Origin of the sequence: Scandinavium sp., from assembly GCF_051650185.1 — a bacterium.
Classification (GTDB): Bacteria; Pseudomonadota; Gammaproteobacteria; order Enterobacterales; family Enterobacteriaceae; genus Scandinavium.
In genome coordinates this window covers 124,946-143,609 of the sequence record NZ_JBOFIN010000028.1, presented here as the reverse complement: position 1 = coordinate 143,609, position 18,664 = coordinate 124,946, and the positions used below count along the sequence as shown (strand labels likewise).

18 protein-coding genes are annotated in these 18,664 nt (G+C 55.5%); 10 read left to right on the top strand and 8 right to left on the bottom strand.

The genetic code is table 11. The annotated features are described in order from the left end of the window. The first annotated feature begins 14 nt into the window (after positions 1-14). The 3 genes from gsiB (at position 15) to gsiD (ending at position 3,470) form a co-directional block, all read left to right on the top strand. Positions 15-1,556, top strand: a complete 1,542-nt coding sequence (gsiB, locus tag ACRCWW_RS04195) for a glutathione ABC transporter substrate-binding protein GsiB (RefSeq protein ID WP_438681278.1) — start codon at positions 15-17, stop codon at positions 1,554-1,556. Between the two features lie 81 nt (positions 1,557-1,637). Continuing rightward, on the top strand, positions 1,638-2,558 hold the full coding sequence (gene gsiC, locus ACRCWW_RS04190) for a glutathione ABC transporter permease GsiC (protein ID WP_438681277.1): 921 nt from the start codon (positions 1,638-1,640) through the stop codon (positions 2,556-2,558). Then, positions 2,559-3,470, top strand: a complete 912-nt coding sequence (gene gsiD / locus ACRCWW_RS04185) for a glutathione ABC transporter permease GsiD (RefSeq protein WP_438681276.1) — start codon at positions 2,559-2,561, stop codon at positions 3,468-3,470. Positions 3,471-3,583: 113 nt separating this feature from the next. On the opposite strand, the gene rimO is transcribed toward gsiD, so the two are convergent. Next, a complete protein-coding gene (gene rimO, locus ACRCWW_RS04180) occupies positions 3,584-4,909 on the bottom strand; it encodes a 30S ribosomal protein S12 methylthiotransferase RimO (RefSeq protein ID WP_438681275.1) in 1,326 nt (441 codons plus the stop codon). A 148-nt stretch (positions 4,910-5,057) separates the two neighbouring features. On the opposite strand from rimO, the gene ampC reads away from it, so the two are divergent. Further along, the gene (gene ampC, locus ACRCWW_RS04175) at positions 5,058-6,230 is read left to right on the top strand and encodes a class C beta-lactamase (protein ID WP_438681274.1); all 1,173 of its coding nucleotides are present in this window, start codon (positions 5,058-5,060) and stop codon (positions 6,228-6,230) included. Positions 6,231-6,260: 30 nt separating this feature from the next. Here the strand turns inward: ampC and ACRCWW_RS04170 are convergent, their stop codons facing one another. Continuing rightward, positions 6,261-6,491 carry a DUF2554 family protein gene (locus tag ACRCWW_RS04170; protein WP_438681273.1) on the bottom strand — a complete coding sequence of 77 codons (231 nt, stop codon included), beginning with the start codon at positions 6,489-6,491 and terminating at the stop codon, positions 6,261-6,263. A 247-nt stretch (positions 6,492-6,738) separates the two neighbouring features. Between ACRCWW_RS04170 and ACRCWW_RS04165 the strand changes: the two genes are divergently transcribed. Together ACRCWW_RS04165 and ACRCWW_RS04160 are read left to right on the top strand one after the other, a co-directional pair. Continuing rightward, a complete protein-coding gene (locus ACRCWW_RS04165) occupies positions 6,739-7,122 on the top strand; it encodes a biofilm formation regulator BssR (protein WP_438681272.1) in 384 nt (127 codons plus the stop codon). A 106-nt stretch (positions 7,123-7,228) separates the two neighbouring features. Next, positions 7,229-8,341, top strand: coding sequence for a PQQ-dependent sugar dehydrogenase (locus ACRCWW_RS04160; RefSeq protein WP_438681271.1), 1,113 nt, complete (start codon positions 7,229-7,231; stop codon positions 8,339-8,341). 2 nt (positions 8,342-8,343) lie between these two features. Here the strand turns inward: ACRCWW_RS04160 and ACRCWW_RS04155 are convergent, their stop codons facing one another. Then, positions 8,344-8,970 (bottom strand): glutathione S-transferase family protein, encoded by a 627-nt coding sequence (locus ACRCWW_RS04155; RefSeq protein ID WP_438681270.1) that lies wholly within the window; start codon positions 8,968-8,970, stop codon positions 8,344-8,346. A gap of 241 nt (positions 8,971-9,211) precedes the next feature. On the opposite strand from ACRCWW_RS04155, the gene dacC reads away from it, so the two are divergent. Continuing rightward, positions 9,212-10,420, top strand: a complete 1,209-nt coding sequence (gene dacC, locus ACRCWW_RS04150; RefSeq protein ID WP_438681269.1) for a serine-type D-Ala-D-Ala carboxypeptidase — start codon at positions 9,212-9,214, stop codon at positions 10,418-10,420. A gap of 111 nt (positions 10,421-10,531) precedes the next feature. Here dacC and deoR read toward each other — a convergent pair whose 3' ends face one another. Both deoR and ybjG read right to left on the bottom strand, forming a co-directional pair. Beyond that, positions 10,532-11,293 carry a DNA-binding transcriptional repressor DeoR gene (gene deoR, locus ACRCWW_RS04145; RefSeq protein ID WP_438681268.1) on the bottom strand — a complete coding sequence of 254 codons (762 nt, stop codon included), beginning with the start codon at positions 11,291-11,293 and terminating at the stop codon, positions 10,532-10,534. A 74-nt stretch (positions 11,294-11,367) separates the two neighbouring features. After that, the gene (gene ybjG, locus ACRCWW_RS04140) at positions 11,368-11,976 is read right to left on the bottom strand and encodes an undecaprenyl-diphosphate phosphatase (protein ID WP_438681267.1); all 609 of its coding nucleotides are present in this window, start codon (positions 11,974-11,976) and stop codon (positions 11,368-11,370) included. A gap of 273 nt (positions 11,977-12,249) precedes the next feature. On the opposite strand from ybjG, the gene ACRCWW_RS04135 reads away from it, so the two are divergent. Then, the gene (locus ACRCWW_RS04135) at positions 12,250-13,479 is read left to right on the top strand and encodes an MFS transporter (protein ID WP_438681266.1); all 1,230 of its coding nucleotides are present in this window, start codon (positions 12,250-12,252) and stop codon (positions 13,477-13,479) included. 50 nt (positions 13,480-13,529) lie between these two features. Here ACRCWW_RS04135 and ACRCWW_RS04130 read toward each other — a convergent pair whose 3' ends face one another. Beyond that, a complete protein-coding gene (locus ACRCWW_RS04130) occupies positions 13,530-14,342 on the bottom strand; it encodes a Cof-type HAD-IIB family hydrolase (RefSeq protein ID WP_438681265.1) in 813 nt (270 codons plus the stop codon). Further along, positions 14,339-15,544: an MFS transporter gene (locus tag ACRCWW_RS04125; protein WP_438681264.1), complete on the bottom strand. Its 1,206-nt coding sequence runs from the start codon at positions 15,542-15,544 to the stop codon at positions 14,339-14,341. The genes ACRCWW_RS04130 and ACRCWW_RS04125 overlap by 4 nt, the downstream gene beginning before the upstream one ends. Before the next feature lie 84 nt (positions 15,545-15,628). On the opposite strand from ACRCWW_RS04125, the gene ACRCWW_RS04120 reads away from it, so the two are divergent. After that, entirely contained in the window at positions 15,629-16,171 is a 543-nt protein-coding gene (locus ACRCWW_RS04120) for a TetR/AcrR family transcriptional regulator (protein WP_438681263.1), read from the top strand. A gap of 160 nt (positions 16,172-16,331) precedes the next feature. Here ACRCWW_RS04120 and ACRCWW_RS04115 read toward each other — a convergent pair whose 3' ends face one another. Then, entirely contained in the window at positions 16,332-18,017 is a 1,686-nt protein-coding gene (locus ACRCWW_RS04115; RefSeq protein ID WP_438681262.1) for an aspartate:alanine antiporter, read from the bottom strand. Between the two features lie 261 nt (positions 18,018-18,278). Here ACRCWW_RS04115 and ACRCWW_RS04110 point away from each other — a divergent pair, with 261 nt between their 5' ends. Next, entirely contained in the window at positions 18,279-18,653 is a 375-nt protein-coding gene (locus ACRCWW_RS04110) for an inner membrane protein YbjM (protein WP_438681261.1), read from the top strand. The last annotated feature ends 11 nt before the right edge of the window (positions 18,654-18,664 follow it).

Sequence of the window (18,664 nt, the reverse complement as noted above, 5' to 3'; positions counted from 1 at the left end):
ATCAGGAGTTTTGCATGACACAACAAATTACGGGTAAATGGCTGCTGGCGCTGGGTGTCGTTTCCGCCCTCGCAAGCGCCCCTGCTTTTGCGGCAAAAGATGTGGTGGTGGCGGTTGGCTCAAACTTTACGACGCTCGACCCGTATGATGCCAACGACACGCTGTCGCAGGCGGTGGCGAAGTCGTTTTATCAGGGTCTGTTTGGGCTCGATAAAGACATGAAGATGCACAACGTGCTGGCGGACAGCTACACGGTGTCAAAAGACGGGCTGGTATATACGCTCAAACTGCGCAGCGGCGTGAAATTCCAGGACGGCACTGACTTCAACGCTGAAGCGGTGAAGGCCAACCTCGACCGCGCCAGCAATCCGGACAATCATCTCAAGCGCTACAACCTGTATAAAGATATCGCCAGCACCGAAGTGGTTGACCCGCAAACGGTAAAAATCACGCTGAAGCAGCCGTTCTCGGCGTTTATCAATATTCTCGCTCACCCGGCCACGGCCATGATTTCCCCGGCGGCGCTGAAGAAATACGGCAAAGATATCGGCTTCCATCCGGTGGGTACCGGGCCTTATCAGCTGGAGACCTGGAACCAGACCGATTTCGTGAAGGTGAAGAAGTTTGACGGCTACTGGCAAAAAGGTCTGCCGAAGCTCGACACCATCACCTGGCGACCTGTGGTGGACAACAATACCCGCGCGGCGATGCTGCAAACGGGTGAAGCGCAATTCGCCTTCCCGATCCCTTACGAGCAGGCTCCGCTGCTGGAGAAAAACAGCAAGCTGGAGCTGGTGGCAAGCCCGTCCATCATGCAGCGTTATATCAGCATGAACGTCACCCAGAAGCCGTTTGATAACCCAAAAGTGCGTGAAGCGATTAACTATGCCATCAACCGCCAGGCGCTGGTGAAAGTGGCCTTCGCAGGGTATGCCACCCCGGCCACTGGCGTGCTGCCGCCTGCTATCGCTTATTCGCAGAGCTACAAACCCTGGCCTTACGATCCGGCGAAAGCGCGCGAGCTGCTGAAAGAAGCGGGCTTCCCGAACGGCTTTAGCACCACGCTGTGGTCTTCCCATAACCACAGTACCGCGCAGAAAGTACTGCAGTTCACGCAGCAACAGCTGGCGCAGGTAGGCATTAAAGCGCAGGTGACAGCGATGGATGCAGGCCAGCGTGCCGCCGAAGTTGAAGGCAAAGGGCAGAAAGAGAGCGGCGTGAGAATGTTCTATACCGGCTGGACGGCGTCTACCGGTGAAGCAGACTGGGCGCTGTCGCCGCTGTTTGCCTCGCAAAACTGGCCGCCAACGCTCTTCAACACGGCGTTCTACAGCAATCCTCAGGTGGATAAAGATCTGACTGATGCGCTGAAAACCAACGATCCGAAACAGAAGGAAAGCCTGTACAAAGACGCGCAGGACACCCTCTGGAAAGAGTCGCCGTGGGTGCCGCTGGTGGTGGAAAAACTGGTTTCCGCGCACAGCAAAAATCTGACTGGTTTTTACATCATGCCGGATACAGGTTTTAGCTTTGACGAGGCGGATCTGAAGCAGTGATGGCGTGTACTTTGACCAGAAAAGCGTATTTATCTTTTCTCCCTCGCCCCTATGGGGAGAGGGGCGGGGTGAGGGGACGCGATGCTTAACTACGTCCTGAAAAGGTTGCTGGGTCTGATCCCGACGCTGCTGATTGTGGCGATCCTGGTGTTTCTGTTTGTGCACATGTTGCCCGGCGATCCGGCCCGGTTGATAGCCGGGCCAGAAGCGGATGCCCAGGTGGTGGCGTTAGTTCGCGAACAGTTAGGGCTGGATCAGCCCCTCTACGTACAGTTCTGGCACTACATCACCAACGTGTTGCAGGGCGATTTCGGTACCTCGATGGTGTCTCGGCGGCCTGTTTCCGAAGAGATTGCCAGCCGCTTTATGCCGACGCTTTGGCTGACGCTGACCAGCATGGTCTGGGCGGTTATCTTCGGTATGGCGATGGGCGTGGCGGCGGCAGTCTGGCGCAATCGCTGGCCAGACAGACTCGGCATGGCGATTGCCGTTGCGGGGATCTCCTTTCCGGCGTTCGCGCTCGGCATGTTACTGATGCAGGTGTTCTCCGTCGAGCTTGGCTGGTTGCCGACGGTGGGGGCAGACAGCTGGCGTCACTATATTTTGCCGTCCATCACGCTGGGTGCCGCGGTCGCGGCGGTGATGGCTCGTTTCACCCGGGCTTCGTTTGTTGAAGTGTTAAACGAAGATTACATGCGCACCGCCAGAGCAAAGGGCGTGAGTGAAACGTGGGTGGTGCTGAAACACGGTTTGCGTAACGCGATGATCCCGGTGGTGACCATGATGGGGCTGCAGTTCGGTTTCCTGCTCGGTGGCTCCATTGTGGTCGAGAAAGTGTTCAACTGGCCGGGGCTTGGGCGCCTGCTGGTGGATTCGGTGGAGATGCGCGACTATCCGGTGATTCAGGCCGAAGTGCTGCTCTTTTCGCTGGAGTTCATTCTTATCAATCTGGTGGTGGATGTGCTGTATGCCGCCATCAACCCGGCTATCAGGTACAAGTAAGTGCGACTGTTAAACTGGCGACGTCAGGCCATCATGAATGCCTTGCCGGGGATCGAACCGGGCCAGGTTCGAACGCCCTGGCATGAATTCTGGCGTAAATTCCGCAAACAGCCGGTGGCGATGGCCGCAGGTATTTTCGTGTTGCTGCTGATTGTGGTGGCGATCATTGCGCCGTGGATTGCGCCTTTCGATGCACAAAACTATTTCGATTATGACCGTCTCAATGAGGGGCCATCGGCGATGCACTGGTTTGGGGTGGATTCGTTAGGGCGCGATATCTTCAGCCGGGTGCTGGTCGGGGCGCAAATATCCCTGGCGGCAGGCGTATTTGCCGTCCTGATTGGGGCGCTGATTGGCACCGTGCTCGGCTTACTGGCGGGGTATTTCGAAGGCTGGTGGGACCGCATCATCATGCGTATCTGCGACGTGCTGTTTGCCTTCCCTGGGATCTTGCTGGCGATTGCCGTCGTGGCCGTGATGGGCAGCGGGATGGCGAATGTGATCATCGCGGTGGCAATCTTCTCGATCCCGGCTTTTGCGCGTCTGGTGCGGGGTAACACGCTGGTGCTGAAGCAGCAGACCTTTATCGAATCGGCACGCAGTATTGGTGCCAGCAATGCCACCATTCTGTTCCGCCATATTCTGCCCGGCACGGTGTCGTCGATTGTGGTCTATTTCACTATGCGCATTGGCGTGTCGATTATCTCTGCCGCAAGCCTCTCGTTCCTGGGTCTGGGCGCACAGCCACCGACACCGGAATGGGGGGCGATGCTCAACGAAGCGCGGGCCGATATGGTGATGTCGCCGCACGTTGCGCTGTTCCCGGCGCTGGCGATATTCCTGACGGTGCTGGCGTTTAATTTGCTTGGCGATGGCCTGCGCGATGCGCTGGATCCGAAGTTAAAGGGCTAGGGGAAATGACCCTCACCCCGGCCCTCTCCCTGAAAGGGAGAGGGAGAAAAGCGCACCTGACGGTTCCCTCGCCCCTTTGGGGAGAGGGTTAGGGTGAGGGGAAAAACAAGAAGCTAAACGCGAGCACCCCAAAGGTCGTACTCATCCGCGTGCTCCACTTTCACACGCAGCACGTCGCCTGGCTTCACGCGGGTTTCACCGTTCAGGTACACCGCGCCGTCGATTTCAGGGGCATCGGCCATGCTGCGGCCAATCGCGCCTTCTTCATCCACTTCATCGATGATAACCATGATTTCGCGGCCCACTTTCTCTTGCAGACGTTCAGCAGAAATCTGCTGCTGCAGCTGCATGAAGCGGTTCCAGCGCTCTTCTTTCACCTCTTCCGGCACCTGACCTTCCAGTTCGTTGGCGGTCGCGCCTTCAACCGGGCTGTATTTGAAGCAGCCGACGCGGTCCAGACGCGCTTCTTTCAGGAAGTCGAGCAGCATCTGGAAATCTTCTTCGGTTTCACCCGGGAAGCCGACGATGAAGGTTGAGCGCAGGGTTAGCTCAGGGCAAATTTCACGCCACTGTTTGATGCGCGCCAGCTGGCGATCAACAGAACCCGGGCGCTTCATCAGCTTAAGAATGCGTGGGCTGGCGTGCTGAAGCGGGATGTCCAGATACGGCAGGATTTTGCCTTCCGCCATCAGTGGGATCACATCGTCCACATGCGGATACGGGTACACGTAGTGCAGACGCACCCACACCCCGAGTTTCGCCAGCTGCTCGCACAGGCCGACCATGCTGGTTTTCACCGGCTCGCCGTCGTGGAAACCCATGCGGTGCTTGACGTCTACGCCGTAGGCGGAGGTGTCCTGGGAGATCACCAGCAGCTCTTTCACGCCCGCATCCTTCAGGCGTTTCGCTTCAGACAGCACGTCGCCAATCGGGCGGCTGACGAGATCGCCACGCATGGAAGGGATGATGCAGAAGGTGCAGCGATGGTTACAGCCTTCGGAAATTTTTAAGTACGCGTAATGACGCGGCGTCAGCTTCACGCCCTGTTCCGGCACCAGGCTCAGGAACGGGTTGTGCTGTGGCTTCGGTACGTAGTGATGAACATGCTGCAGCACCTGCTCGTAGCTGTGCGGCCCGGTGATTTCCAGCACCTTAGGATGCACTTCACGAATCTGGTCAACTTTCGCGCCCAGACAGCCGGTCACAATCACCTTGCCGTTCTCTTTCAGCGCTTCGCCGATGGCTTCCAGGGATTCCTGCACGGCGCTGTCGATAAAGCCGCAGGTGTTGACGATAACCATGTCGGCGTCGTCATAGCTTGGCACGACGTCGTAGCCTTCGGTGCGCAGTTCGGTCAGGATGCGCTCGGAATCCACCAGGTTCTTTGGGCAGCCCAAAGAGACAAAGCCGATTTTCGGCTGCTGCATAACATTGCTCATAGATTAAAAAGTGTTCGATTTTGGGAATGGTCAGGGCGGTGATTCTACAGAGGTTGGGGGGAAATTTGTACTGGAGAATTGCGCTCAGCACGGCTTTTCGGCTTAATGGCGCGGGGCACCCCTCAGGTTTCGTTCATCAGGAGGAAGAATGACAACGAAAAAGCATCACCATCGCGTAAGTAAACCGATTCTGCTGGCAGCGGCGCTGCTTGCCACGCCGCTGCTGGCGACAGCCGCAACCCCGGCATCCCTGCAAAAAATCGTCGATGAGACCGTTCAGCCGTTGCTGAAAGAGCAGCAAATCCCCGGCATGGCGGTGGCGGTGATTTATGAAGGCAAACGGTACTTTTTCCACTACGGCCTGGCGGATATTAAAGCTAAGCGTCCTGTCACTGACGACACGCTGTTCGAGCTGGGGTCTGTGAGCAAAACGTTTACCGGCACGGCGGGCGGGTACGCGGTGCAGAGCGGAAAAGCCAATTTGAACGACGCGGCTGCGGACTACAGTAAGCAATTGACTGGCGCGCAGTGGCGCAACATCTCTCTGCTGCAACTCGCCACCTATACAGCAGGCGGTTTGCCGTTGCAGCTTCCTGACGACGTAACCGATGAAAGTTCGCTGTGGCGCTATTACAACGGCTGGCAACCTGAGTGGAAGCCAGGCACTAAACGTAATTACTCTAACGCCAGTATTGGCTTGTTCGGCGCACTCGCCGTCAGCAAAAGTGGGCTCAGCTTTGAGCAATTCATGCAACAACATGTTTTCCAGCCGCTGAAGCTCAATCACACCTGGATTACCGTGCCTGAAAGCGAGAAAGAGAATTACGCCTGGGGCTATCGTAACGGCGAACCCGTCCGCGTCACGCCGGGGATGCTGGATGCCGAAGCCTATGGAGTGAAAACCACCATCAAAGATATGGCGGCGTTTATGCAGGCCAACATCGCCCCGCAGCAGCTACCGGCTAGCGACGAGACGCTGAAAAAAGCCATCGACACGGCTCAGCAGGGTTACTACAAGATTGGCGATATGTATCAGGGCTTAGGCTGGGAAATGTATCCGTGGCCCATCAACCCTCAACAGGTAATTACCGCCAGCGGGAATGAGGTTGCGCTTAAGGCGAGCGCGGCTGAACTGCAAACGCCTGCTCGTCCTGCTACCCCGGCAAGCTGGCTGCACAAAACCGGCAGCACTAATGGCTTCGGGGCTTACATCGCGTTTGTGCCAGAGAAAAAGCTCGGTATCGTGATGCTGGCTAACAAGAACTACCCCAATCCTGTGCGGGTGACGGCCGCCTGGCAAATCCTTCACGCCTTGCAGTAAGGCGTTTTCCTCCCCGATAGGGGAGGAAGTTTAGCGATAAATCACTTCCGGTTTGCGGTCTTTGATACTGTGATGGTCTTCGCGTAATTCATCTGCGGCATCGCGGAAACGCGCGCGAATATCGTCGCTGTCGGCACTGTGGCGCATCCAGTGATCGGCATAAGGCACCTGATAAAATTCATGCCCGTTGTGATTCGCCATCAGCTGCCCGGAAAACAAAGCGCAGAATAACAGCACAACGGATAAGCCTTTCCTGAACATTTTTTCACCGCCGGGTTGAGAAGACCGGCGCACTATAGCAATCGTTTCTCTCCGTGACTATTCAGTTTTCCAAACAAACCCTCAACAAATGTTGATTTTTTGTACGCCGTGGTGATGGGCTGTTTGCCTAAAATCCTCAGGATGTAACGATTGGTCAAAGGTTGATGAAATATTGACCACATACATCGTTATGCACAAAAAATGACCGTACTATACTTGTGACAATGGACGACACAGGAGGAAAGGTATGAACGTTGACAGACAATTCCGTCACCTGTTGAACAAGCTGGTGAATGCCCAAATCGATCTCGCGGCCTATCTGCAACTCAGACGCGCCAAGGGATACATGTCGGTCAGCGACAACGATCATCTGCGTGAAAACTGTTTTGACCTCTGTGGCGAGCTGCGTGAGAACACGGCAGCACTTTCGCCCTTACTCACGCCTGCGCAAAGCGAGGCGCTGCATGCCGCCGGAGAAGCCCTGGCCTCTGCGGCCGTGTGCCTGATGAGCGGACATCACGACTGTCCCTCATTCATTGTGGTTAACCCAGATGTCCTGCAACGCTGTCTCGACACCTTAGCTCTGAATATTCAGGTGATAAATAAATCCGCGCCCCTGGCGCACGCCTGACAACCGGGGGGAGAGGCTCCCCCTATCGGTTAAGGTTTTGTAAAAATCCCCCCTTACACCCGGCCTGCTGGCTACCCTTAACGCATTCGCTAAAAAGGAGACAGCCATGCCTCGTTTTGCTCTGAGTTTACTTCTGGGTTCATTGATTCTCTCCCCCGTTCTGCAAGCCGCCGAGGTTCAGGTTGAGGTCTTACAACGCAAGCTCGATCACCCCTGGTCGCTGGCTTTTCTGCCTGATAATCAGGGCATGCTGATCACGTTGCGCGGTGGGCAGTTACGCCTGTGGCAGCAAGGGAAAGGGTTATCGGACCCGATTGTCGGTGTGCCGCGCGTGTGGGCCAATGGGCAGGGCGGGCTGCTGGATGTTGTGTTGGCTCCAGATTTCGCACAATCACGCCGCGTGTGGCTGAGCTATGCCGAAGTGGGTGATGACGGTAAAGCGGGGACTGCCGTCGGTTACGGTCGATTAACTGACGATCGCTCCCGAATTGAGGCCTTTCAGGTGGTTTTCCGCCAGATGCCGAAGCTTTCGACCGGAAACCATTTCGGGGGAAGGCTGGTGTTCGACGGCAGGGGCTACTTGTTCATCGGATTGGGGGAAAATAACCAGCGGCCAACCGCGCAGGAACTCGACAAACTACAGGGCAAAGTTGTCCGCCTGACGCAGGACGGCAAAGTGCCGCCGGATAATCCGTTTGTCGGGCAGAAGGGCGCCAGACCCGAAATCTGGTCTTATGGCATCCGTAATCCGCAGGGCATGGCGATGAACCCGTGGAGCAATGCGCTGTGGCTCAATGAGCACGGGCCGAAAGGCGGTGATGAAATCAACATCCCGGAGCGGGGAAAAAATTACGGCTGGCCGTTAGCCACCCATGGCGTGAACTACAGCGGTTTACCGATTCCGGAAGCGAAAGGCGAAACGGTGGCTGGCTCTGAACCGCCGCTGTTTTTCTGGAAACAGTCACCCGCGGTGAGTGGAATGGCGTTCTATAACAACGCGAAGTTTCCACAATGGCAGCACAAGCTGTTTGTGGGGGCTTTGAAGGATCAGGATGTGATTGTCCTGAACGTTGACGGCAATAAAGTAACCGAACAGGAGCGCATTCTGGGTGACAGGAAACAGCGGATACGCGACGTGCGTGTTGGACCCGACGGCTATCTGTATGTCTTAACCGACGAGTCCGATGGTGAGTTACTGAAAGTCAGCCCGGCGTCCTGAGATCAGGTGACCGGGATCATCACCACGTTTTGATAAGCCGGACGGCGTGACAGCTGCTGATACCAGCGCTGCAAATTCGGATGCGGCTGCCAGGTTTTGACGGTTTCGAAGAGGTTGTAAATGAACGGAGCGACTGCGATATCACCCGGGCCAAACTCGTCGCCGGAAAGCCATGGACGGTCAGCCAGTTCAGCATCGAGGATCGCCAGCAGTTTTTCACACTGCACAATCCCGGCGTCTATCGCTGCCTGATCGCGTTGTTCAGGCGGCGTTCTGACGAGCCCCATCAAAATGACGCGGTGCGCCGGGGAAAGGCTGCCATTGGCCCAGTCCATCCACTTTTCACCCTGCGCACGAATAACCGGATTATCTTGCCAGAGGCGTTTTTGCCCGTACTGGGCGGCCAGATAGCGGACGATAGTGTTTGATTCCCAAAGCGTTATCCCGGCTTCGTCATCATGCAGAAGGGGCACCAGCCCGTTGGGGTTTTTGGCGAGATATTCAGGGTCGTGATTGAGGCCAAATTCCAGCCCGGCGAGGATCTGATCATAAGGAAGGTCGAGCTCTTCCAGCGTCCAGCGTACTTTTTTAACATTCGTTGAGTTGTTTCTGCCCCACAGCGTAATCATGAGATCTCCACTAAACAGCGCATCAATGAAGTTGTCATGGTGAAATAAAATTAACCCAGGCACAACCACGATCAAAAAAATTGCCCGGATTTCAGCACAACCCGCCGTTCTTGCGTAAACTTTAAAAACTTTACCAACGCATTGTTTCTTTAAGATCATTTCTGCGTTATTACTCACCGCCAGTTGTTGCACGGCTTCGGTGACGTAGCGTGTATTTGGAATGGATACTTGGGTGGCTTTTATGACGCGTACTGTAGTTTCTCCCCGCGGCCTGGCGGCAGGCTCTCTGATTTTACTTCTCCTGGCCCCTGCCGTGCAGGCGGCAGACTCTGTTCAACAGCCCGGCGCGCCAACTGTCGATGCCAAAGCGTGGATCCTGATGGACTACGCCAGCGGCAAGGTGTTGAGTGAAGGCAACGCCGACGAAAAGCTCGACCCGGCAAGCCTGACTAAAATCATGACCAGCTATGTGGTCGGCCAGGCCATCAAAGCGAACAAAATCAAACTCACCGATATGGTCACCGTGGGTAAAGATGCCTGGGCGACGGGCAATCCGGCGCTGCGCGGCTCATCAGTGATGTTCCTGAAACCGGGCGATCAGGTCTCCGTTGAGAACCTCAACAAAGGGGTGATCATCCAGTCCGGGAACGATGCCTGTATCGCGCTGGCCGATTACGTCGCGGGCAGCCAGGACTCCTTCATCAGCCTGATGAACAGCTATTCGCAGAAGCTGGGCCTGACCAACACCACCTTTAAAACCGTCCACGGGCTGGATGCGCCAGGCCAGTTCAGTACTGCACGCGACATGGCGCTGCTGACCAAAGCGATGATCCATGACGTGCCGGATGAGTACGCCATTCACAAAGAGAAAGAGTTCACTTTCAACAATATCAAGCAGCCGAACCGTAACCGTCTGCTGTGGAACAGCAGCCTGGGTGCGGACGGTGTCAAAACCGGTACCACCGCAGGCGCGGGCTATAACCTGGTGTCTTCTGCGCAACAGGGCGACATGCGTTTGATTGCCGTGGTATTGGGCACCAAAACAGACCGTATTCGTTTTAATGAATCCGAAAAACTGCTGACCTGGGGCTTCCGTTTTTATGAAACCGTCACCCCAATCAAGCCAGATGCAACGTTTGTGGAGCAGCGCGTATGGTACGGTGACAGCAGCCAGGCCAAGCTTGGGGCCGGTGAAGCGGGGTCTATCACTCTGCCACGCGGTCAGCTGAAAAACCTCAAGGCCAGCTTCACGCTGAACGAACCGCAGTTGACGGCTCCATTGGCGAAAGGGCAGGTTGTCGGGACGATCGATTTTAAACTGAACGACAAGACCATTGAGCAGCGTCCGCTTATCGTGATGGAAGCGGTAAACGAAGGTGGGTTCTTTAACCGAATGGTCGATTTCGTGCTGATGAAATTCCACCAGTGGTTTGGGAGCTGGTTCTCTTAACTGGGATTACGGGCTTGCCCGGTGGCGGCTTACGCCTGACCGGGCCTACGTCCGGCATTTGCAGCATTTGTAGGCCGGGTCAGCGTCGCGCCACCCGGCAATTCCACAGTCTCAATCAAACAGCAGCTTAATGCCGCGCTGTTTCGCCAGCGCCGTCACGTCATCATCCGGACGGCGGTCGCTGGCAATCACGTCAAAACAACTCAGCTCACCCATTCGTGCCGGGCGCACCTTGCCAAATTTGCTGTGATCAACAACCAGCACGTGCTTTTGCGCGCTTTTCAGCGCCCAGTGTTTCACCGGCAGCTCATCCAGATTAAAACAGGTGGCACCGTGCTGAACATGCACGCCAGCAGCGGAGTAATACGCGATGTCAGGGCACAGATGGCTCAACGTATCTTCAGGACTTAACGGTTTGAAGATGGCGTTGCTGGCATGAAATTCGCCGCCGCATAAAATCGCCCGGCACTGAGGCTTTTCTTGCAGCGAGAGGAAGGTGTTGAGGGAGTAGCAAACGCCGGTAAACGGCAGTTCATTATCAATGGCGTCAATGATCCACGGGGTCGTGGTGCCGCAGTCGAAAAAAGCCATTTGATGGGCTTTCAGCAATTGGGCTGCGTGGCGCGCCGCCTGGCGCTTTTCATCCACCAGACGGGTTTTCTGGTCACTCAGCAGATAGTGGCTGGCGCTGCGGGGTTCGAGCACCACATAACCGCCCAGTAACACCACCGGGCCGCTATGCTGGGTCAGGTCGCGACGAATGGTCATCTCTGACACGCCCAGCAGCGCGGACGCTTCTTTCAGATGCAGCTTATCGCTACGCTTAAGTGCCTGAATAAGCTGGCTGATACGAACGTCGCGGCGCGTTTCCATAAAACCCCTGTGTCCCGAAATGCCCCCTGCATCAGGCAGAGGGTCAGGCGACGATTTTACCTGTGCGTTACCGCTTAGTCACGCACCCAGCCTTTACGAATGGGCAGTGAAAAGCAGAAACGGTAGAGGGTGCGTAAATGCTGATAGAGCGCCTCACCAAATGCGTTCCACATTACTTGTGCCGCCAGGCAACCGATAAGGCCGGACAGGAAGCCGCCGACCATATCCATCGGCCAGTGTACGCCGAGATAGACGCGAGACCAGGCAATGGCGCAGCCGATAACCAACATCACGACCCCCGTCCACAGGCGATGCCAGAACAAAAAGGCTAAGGCAAAAGTGAAAATGACGGTGCCATGATCGCTTGGGAAAGAGTCATCTGGGGCGTGTTGGAGGAAGTTATAGCCCACGCCGTCAACAAACGGACGATCGTGCGGATAAATATGCCCAATCACCCAGGAAAGGAGCAGGCTGGCACCGATGGCCATCGCCATCTTAATAACAAGCTGGCGCTGGGCAGACACCTGACCGCGCGGCCCCCATAGCCAGAGAATAGCGGCGAGCAGCGGCACGATGGAGATCAAATCCCGGGCTATAAAAATCGCGAACGAAATCATCCACTGCGGCGAGGCCGGCGTGGCGTTAATCCAGTAAAACAGCGAGTAATTCAAATTTTCCAGCATAGCTTGCGGACTCTTACAGTTTGATGACGCTCATTACCTTAAAAATCGAAGCCGGGACGGTAAAGGGAGATTGTCTTAATTGTCCGGCGCTTAGGGGGCATGCAGAACGAGTCTGCCTGACCCTATATAAACGCGGACTATATGAGTTAAAACTTAAGCGAAGCTTAATCGCGTAAAAACGTGCTGTAACAGAGTGTTTCGCGCACTTTTCGCTATCGTCGTTTATTATCATTCATTACACTTCTCGCGATTTTTTCATCGTTAAGAGATTTCATGCACAACCATTCACTTTCTGGCAAACGCCTCGGTCGTCAGGCGTTACTTTTCCCGCTTTGTCTGGTGCTCTACGAATTTTCCACTTACATCGGTAATGACATGATCCAACCGGGCATGTTGACGGTGGTGGAACAATTCCAGGTTGGCACCGAATGGGTACCAACCTCCATGACCGCTTATCTCGCGGGCGGGATGTTTTTACAGTGGCTGCTGGGGCCGCTGTCGGACCGTATTGGCCGTCGCCCGGTGATGCTGACCGGCGTGGTGTGGTTCATCATCACCTGTCTGGCGACGTTGCTGGCGCAAAATATCGAGCAGTTCACTATTCTGCGATTCTTGCAGGGCATCAGCCTGTGCTTCATCGGTGCGGTAGGCTATGCCGCGATTCAGGAATCGTTCGAGGAAGCGGTGTGTATCAAAATCACCGCCTTGATGGCGAACGTGGCGTTGATTGCACCGTTGCTTGGCCCCTTAGTGGGCGCGGCGTGGGTGCATTTTGCCCCGTGGGAAACCATGTTCGTGCTGTTTGCGGTGCTGGCATTGATTTCCTTCTTCGGCTTGCAACGGGCGATGCCTGAGACGGCAACGCGCCTTGGCGAGAAGCTGTCTGTTAAAGCGCTGGGGAAAGATTACGGGCTGGTATTGAAAAATCTGCGTTTCGTTGCCGGTGCGCTGGCAACGGGCTTTGTCAGCCTGCCGCTGCTGGCGTGGATTGCTCAATCGCCCGTCATTATCATCAGCGGTGAACAGGCCAGCACTTATGAGTACGGTCTGTTACAGGTGCCCATTTTCGGTGCGCTGATTGTTGGCAACGTCACCCTGGCAAAACTGACCTCACGCAAAACGGTGCGCTGGCTGATTATCGCGGGCGGCTGGCCAATTATGTTTGGCCTGATCCTCGCGGCGGCCGCTACGGTCGTCTCTTCCCATGCGTATTTGTGGATGACCGCCGGGCTGAGTTTCTATGCCTTTGGTATCGGGATTGCTAATGCCGGTCTGGTTCGCCTGACGCTGTTTGCCAGCGACATGAGCAAAGGCACCGTTTCTGCGGCAATGGGCATGTTGCAGATGCTGATTTTCACCGTCGGTATTGAAGTGAGCAAACACGCTTATCAGTACGGTGGTAACGGCTTGTTCAGCCTGTTCAACCTGGCAAATGGGGTTATCTGGCTGGGGTTGATTATCTACTTCCTGAAGGATAAATCTGTCGGCAGTTCGCAGCAGTAACGGAACATTGCCGGGCGGCACGTTGTTTGCCCGGCCTACAGATGCCGCCTTTAACTGAATGGCGCTTCCCGATTCAAAACCTGATCAATAACCTGCAACACACCTTCCTCATTATTGTGCGGTGCACGGTGATTTGCGGCTTCAACCGCCGCGTCACAGGCATTCGCCATCGCAAAGCCAAAGCCCGCCTGGCGCAACATTTCCAGATCGTTTCCGCTGTCGCCGAAGGTCACCACTTCGCTGTCATCAATGCCCCAGCGTGCCTGTAACAGACGCAGGCCGTTAGCTTTGTGCACGCCTGGAATGATCAGGTCGATGTTGCCATGCCCGGTGGTGACGGCCGTCATCATATCGCCCACGCCTTCGTGCAGGACTTTCTGAATTTCAGGCACTAAGCGATCGGGCAGATTGAGGCCAAACTTCAGGAAAGTATCGTCGATATTGTCGAAGTTCTCGACCAGCTCCAGACGGTGGTAATACAGCGCCGCCATCTTTTTCAGCTCGTCGTTGTAGCGCTTCAGGGTGTAAGCGCTGCGTTTCCCGCAGGCGATGATTTCGACAGCCGGCAGGGTATGCAGAAAATCCACCACTTTACTGAAATGCTCAGAGGAAAGTTTGCAGTTAAACACGTCTTCTCCTGCGTCCCGCACCCAGCCGCCGTTTTCGGCAACGAAGGCAATTTCGTGGGCGATCTCCGGGAAGAAGGAGATGAGCTGCCAGTACTGGTTGCCGCTGGCGACCACAAAACGAATGCCCTGGTCCTTCATCTTTTGATACTGAGCGAGAAAGCGCGCCCGGTTATAGCGCTTTTCGTCACTGAGAAACGTTCCATCCATATCCACGGCAATCAGTTTGATGCTCATGAGGCACTCTCCGTTACAGGTTCAGATTCAGGTTTGGCGACAGCGCGGGCAACCAGAGCGGCGATAATCACCAGGCTCAGGACCGCCAGCATGGCGCTACGCAGACCATAGTGTTCGCCAAGGAAGCCGAGCAGCGGCGGCCCAACCAAAAATGCCAGATAGCCAGTGGTGGCGACCACGCTGACGCGAGTTGGGGCATCCGGGCCGGTGTCGCTGGCGGCGGAAATAGTGAGAGGGAAGCCCAGCGATGCGCCGAGTCCCCACAGGATGACGGACACGCCGGCAATCCAGTCCACGTTGACAAAGATGATTAATGCTATGCCCAACGCGCCCATAATGGCGCTGGCACGGACGACGGCCACACGGCTGTAACGATCAATAAACCAGCCGCCGGTGAAGCGCCCAACGGTCATGCCCAGTGTGAACCCTGCGTAAATCAGCGAGCCGGAGGTTGGGCTAAAGCCGTGTCCGTCGACCATCAGCAGCGGCAGCCAGTCGTTGGCTGAGCCTTCCGCAAACGCCATCGCCAGCACCACCACACCAATCAGCATCAGCTGACCATCGCGATAAAACGGCACGCCTTTTTCGTGGTGTTCTGCATTCTCCGATGAGTTTTTGCCCGTGCCTTCGGGAATGGCTTTGATAGCAATGAGAATCGGCGCAATGCCGACCAGCGCCGCCAGCAGAATGTGGATGGTGGCGGAAAGGCCAAAGGCGGTCAGCGCCATGCCGATACCCGCCCCGACCAGCGTACCGAAGCTGTAAAAGCCGTGCATCATTGGCAGCACGGTTTTATTCATCTCACGCTCAACCGCTGCGCCTTCGACGTTAATTGCCACTTCAGCCGCACCAAAACTGCCGCCAAACACCATCAGGCCAAAGGCAAAGAAAACAGGGGAGGCGAGCCACAGGGCGAGGCTCAGCATCACCATGCCGACCAGCGCGCAGGACATCGTGGTGCGAATGACTTTGCGGGTGCCGAAGCGCTTAACCAGCCACGCCGAGCAGAGAATGCCGCTCATCGACCCAATCGACAGACCGAACAGGACGATGCCCATGCCCGCGGTGTTAACAGACAGAATGTCACGAATGGCGGGCGTACGCGTGGCCCACGAAGCCATCAGCAGCCCCGGTAAAAAGAAGAACATAAAGAGTGCCCACATGCGCAACTGCAGGGCTTTGCGTGAAGAGTGCGACGTCATCCGTAAACAGCCTGTGAAAAAAAGAGGGAGAGACAACACTAGCAAGGTTGTGTACATTTGTACATAAATGGCAGGAGGAAAATAATGGCTCGCCGACCGAACGATCCACAGCGCCGGGAGAGGATCCTGCAGGCCACGCTGGACACCATTGCCCGTCACGGTATTCAGGCGGTTACGCACCGTAAAATTGCTGATTGCGCCGATGTGCCACTGGGTTCAATGACCTATTATTTCAGCGGCATTGATGCCTTACTGGAAGAGGCATTTACAGGTTTCACCGACGCAATGCTGGTGCAGTATCAGGCGTTTTTTGCCGAAGTGAAGGCTCCAGAGCAAGCGTGCAATGCGATTACGGATCTCATCTTCAGCGCACAGGTGACGACCACCCGCAACATGGAACTGATGTACCAACTGTATGCCTTTATCGGTTGCAAACCTGCGCTCAAGACCGTGATGCAAAACTGGATGCAGGGCAGCCAGAAGGTGCTGGAGCAGTGGTTTGATCCCGCTACGGCCCGCGCACTGGATGCATTTATTGAAGGCATGACGCTGCATTTTGTCACCGACCGCAAACCGCTTGGCAGGGGTGATATCCGTGAGATGGTGGGGAGAATTGCGGGGTTGTAGAAAACAAAAAACCCATCAACCTTGAACCAAAAATGGCGGGGTTGATGGGCTCCACAAAATGGGGACATCAAAGAAAAGCAGTGGCATTACTTATGACTGACAGGCAAACAAAAAGTTCGCTCTGTTTCGCATTTTTTTCTGCCATTTTTCTTCTTCGGATTTATCCCAGTCCTGGCCAGATGACGATGATCAGCGTACCGGCCAGTGTTAACAACACGTTAGCTATCGCGTAGGTGCCTGCGTAGCCCAGTGCCGGGATGTTACTGCGGGCTGTGTCGCTGATAATTTCCATCGCCGGGGCGCAGGTTCGGGCACCCATCATCGCACCAAACAACATGGCGCGATTCATGCGTAATACGTATGCACCAAACAGGAAACAGATAACCACGGGCACCAGGCTGACGATTAAACCGGCCACCAGCATCTGGCCGCCAACGGCCCCCAGGCCATTGCCAATCCCGCTGCCTGCACTCAGGCCAACGCCTGCCATAAACACCATCAGCCCGAACTCTTTCACCATATTCAGCGCGCCTTGAGGAATGTAGCCGAAAGTCGGGTGGTTGGCTCGCAGGAAGCCGAGCATGATCCCGGCGAACAGCAGGCCCGCGGCGTTACCAATGGCGAAACTGAAGTTACTGAACTGGAAAGTGATCATCCCAATCATCAGGCCAACGATAAAGAACGCGCAGAAGGCCAGCAGGTCTGTTACCTGGCTGTGAATCGAGATAAAGCCGATGCGATCGGCGATAGTTTTCACGCGGCGAGCATCGCCGCTGACCTGCAACACGTCGCCTTTATTGAGCACGATATTGTCGTCAATCGGCATCTCAATCTGGCTGCGGATCACGCGGTTGAGGAAGCAGCCGTGGTCGGTGAGTTTGACTTGCGCCAGGCGGCGGCCCACCACATTGTGGTTTTTGACGACCACTTCTTCGGTCACTATGCGCATGTCGAGCAGGTCGCGGTCGAAGACTTCTTTGCCGTTGCGGAAACTTGGGTCGAGGCGTGCGTGCGCATCCGGATAGCCTACCAGCGCGATTTCATCGCCCATTTGCAGCACGGCGTCGCCGTCCGGGTTCGCGAGGATGCCGTTACGACGGATGCGTTCGATATAGCAGCCGGTCTGGCGATAGATGCCGAGTTCACGCAGGTTTTTGCCATCGGTCCACGCTACAAGTTCCGGGCCGACGCGATAGGCGCGAATCACTGGCAGATAGACCTTGCGGTTAGCATCCGTGTCCAGCCCACGTTCGCGTGCGATTTGCTGCGCGCTGGTTTGCAGATCCTGATGTTGCAGTTTTGGCAGGTAACGCGCGCCGAGGATCAGGCTGACAAGACCAATCAGGTAGGTCAGCGCATAGCCGAGACTCAGATGGTCCAGGGCAGAAGCCAGCTCATTGCCCGCCATGCCGGAATGTCGCAAGGTGTCACCCGCGCCAACCAGCACGGGGGTGGAGGTCATCGCACCCGCCAGCATCCCGGCGGTGAGGCCGATATCCCAGCCAAACAGCTTGCCCAGCCCCAGCGCTATCACCAGCGCAGAGCCGACCATCACCAGTGCGAGCATCAGATAGTTTTTGCCGTCGCGAAAAAAAATGGAAAAAAAGTTCGGGCCCGCTTCGACCCCGACGCAGAAAATAAAGAGCATAAAGCCCAGATTTAATGCATCCGTGTTAATACTGAAATGCTGCTGGCCTAATAACAAAGAGGCCACTAAAACGCCAATGGAATTACCAAGTTGGATAGATCCTAAGCGTATTTTGCCCAGACACAGGCCCAGCGCCAGTACTACAAATAATAACAGGATGTAATTCCCGTTTAACAAGTCTGCGACGTTTATATTCACGGAAGCTAACTTCTCGTTTACTAGTAAGTTGTTGAAGACAATGGTTATTTAGGCTAGGATTTTTCCTCGGGTTGGCTGAGAAATACCTTTTGAAGCGGGCCAGATGATAACCATCAAATTAAGGCCGCTAGTTTAATCGTTCCTGATTGCGGCGGCTAGTAACAATCGTTTGTCCTTACGCAGGTGCATTACGGCAAGGAGTGCCGAAAAACTTTATCGACTGGGCGTTCTGGAGTTGGATAGAGAATATCAGGAGGAATTTTGAGATCTGAACGAGGTTGGGCGGGTGTGTTCTGCTGTTTTACCCTCTTTATTGTGGTTTGCCTTTATTTGTTACTGAATATGAAAGGCGCCTTTCGCGCATCCGGGCATCCTGAGCTGGGGTTATTGTTTTTTGCTATCCCCGGTGCGGTGGCGAGTTTTGTGTCGTCGGGTCAGCGTGTGCTGTTGCCGCTGGTTGGGGCGATATTGGCAACGCCAGTGTGTCTGGTCGTGATGCGGGTGTGGCTGTTTTCACAGCGGTCTTTCTGGCAGGAGCTGGCGTGGTTGTTCAGTGCGGTGTTCTGGTGCGCATTGGGCGCGCTTTGCTTCTTGTTCGTCAATGCGCTGATAAACGCAAAACGTGGGCGCCATTAACGCCCACGCCC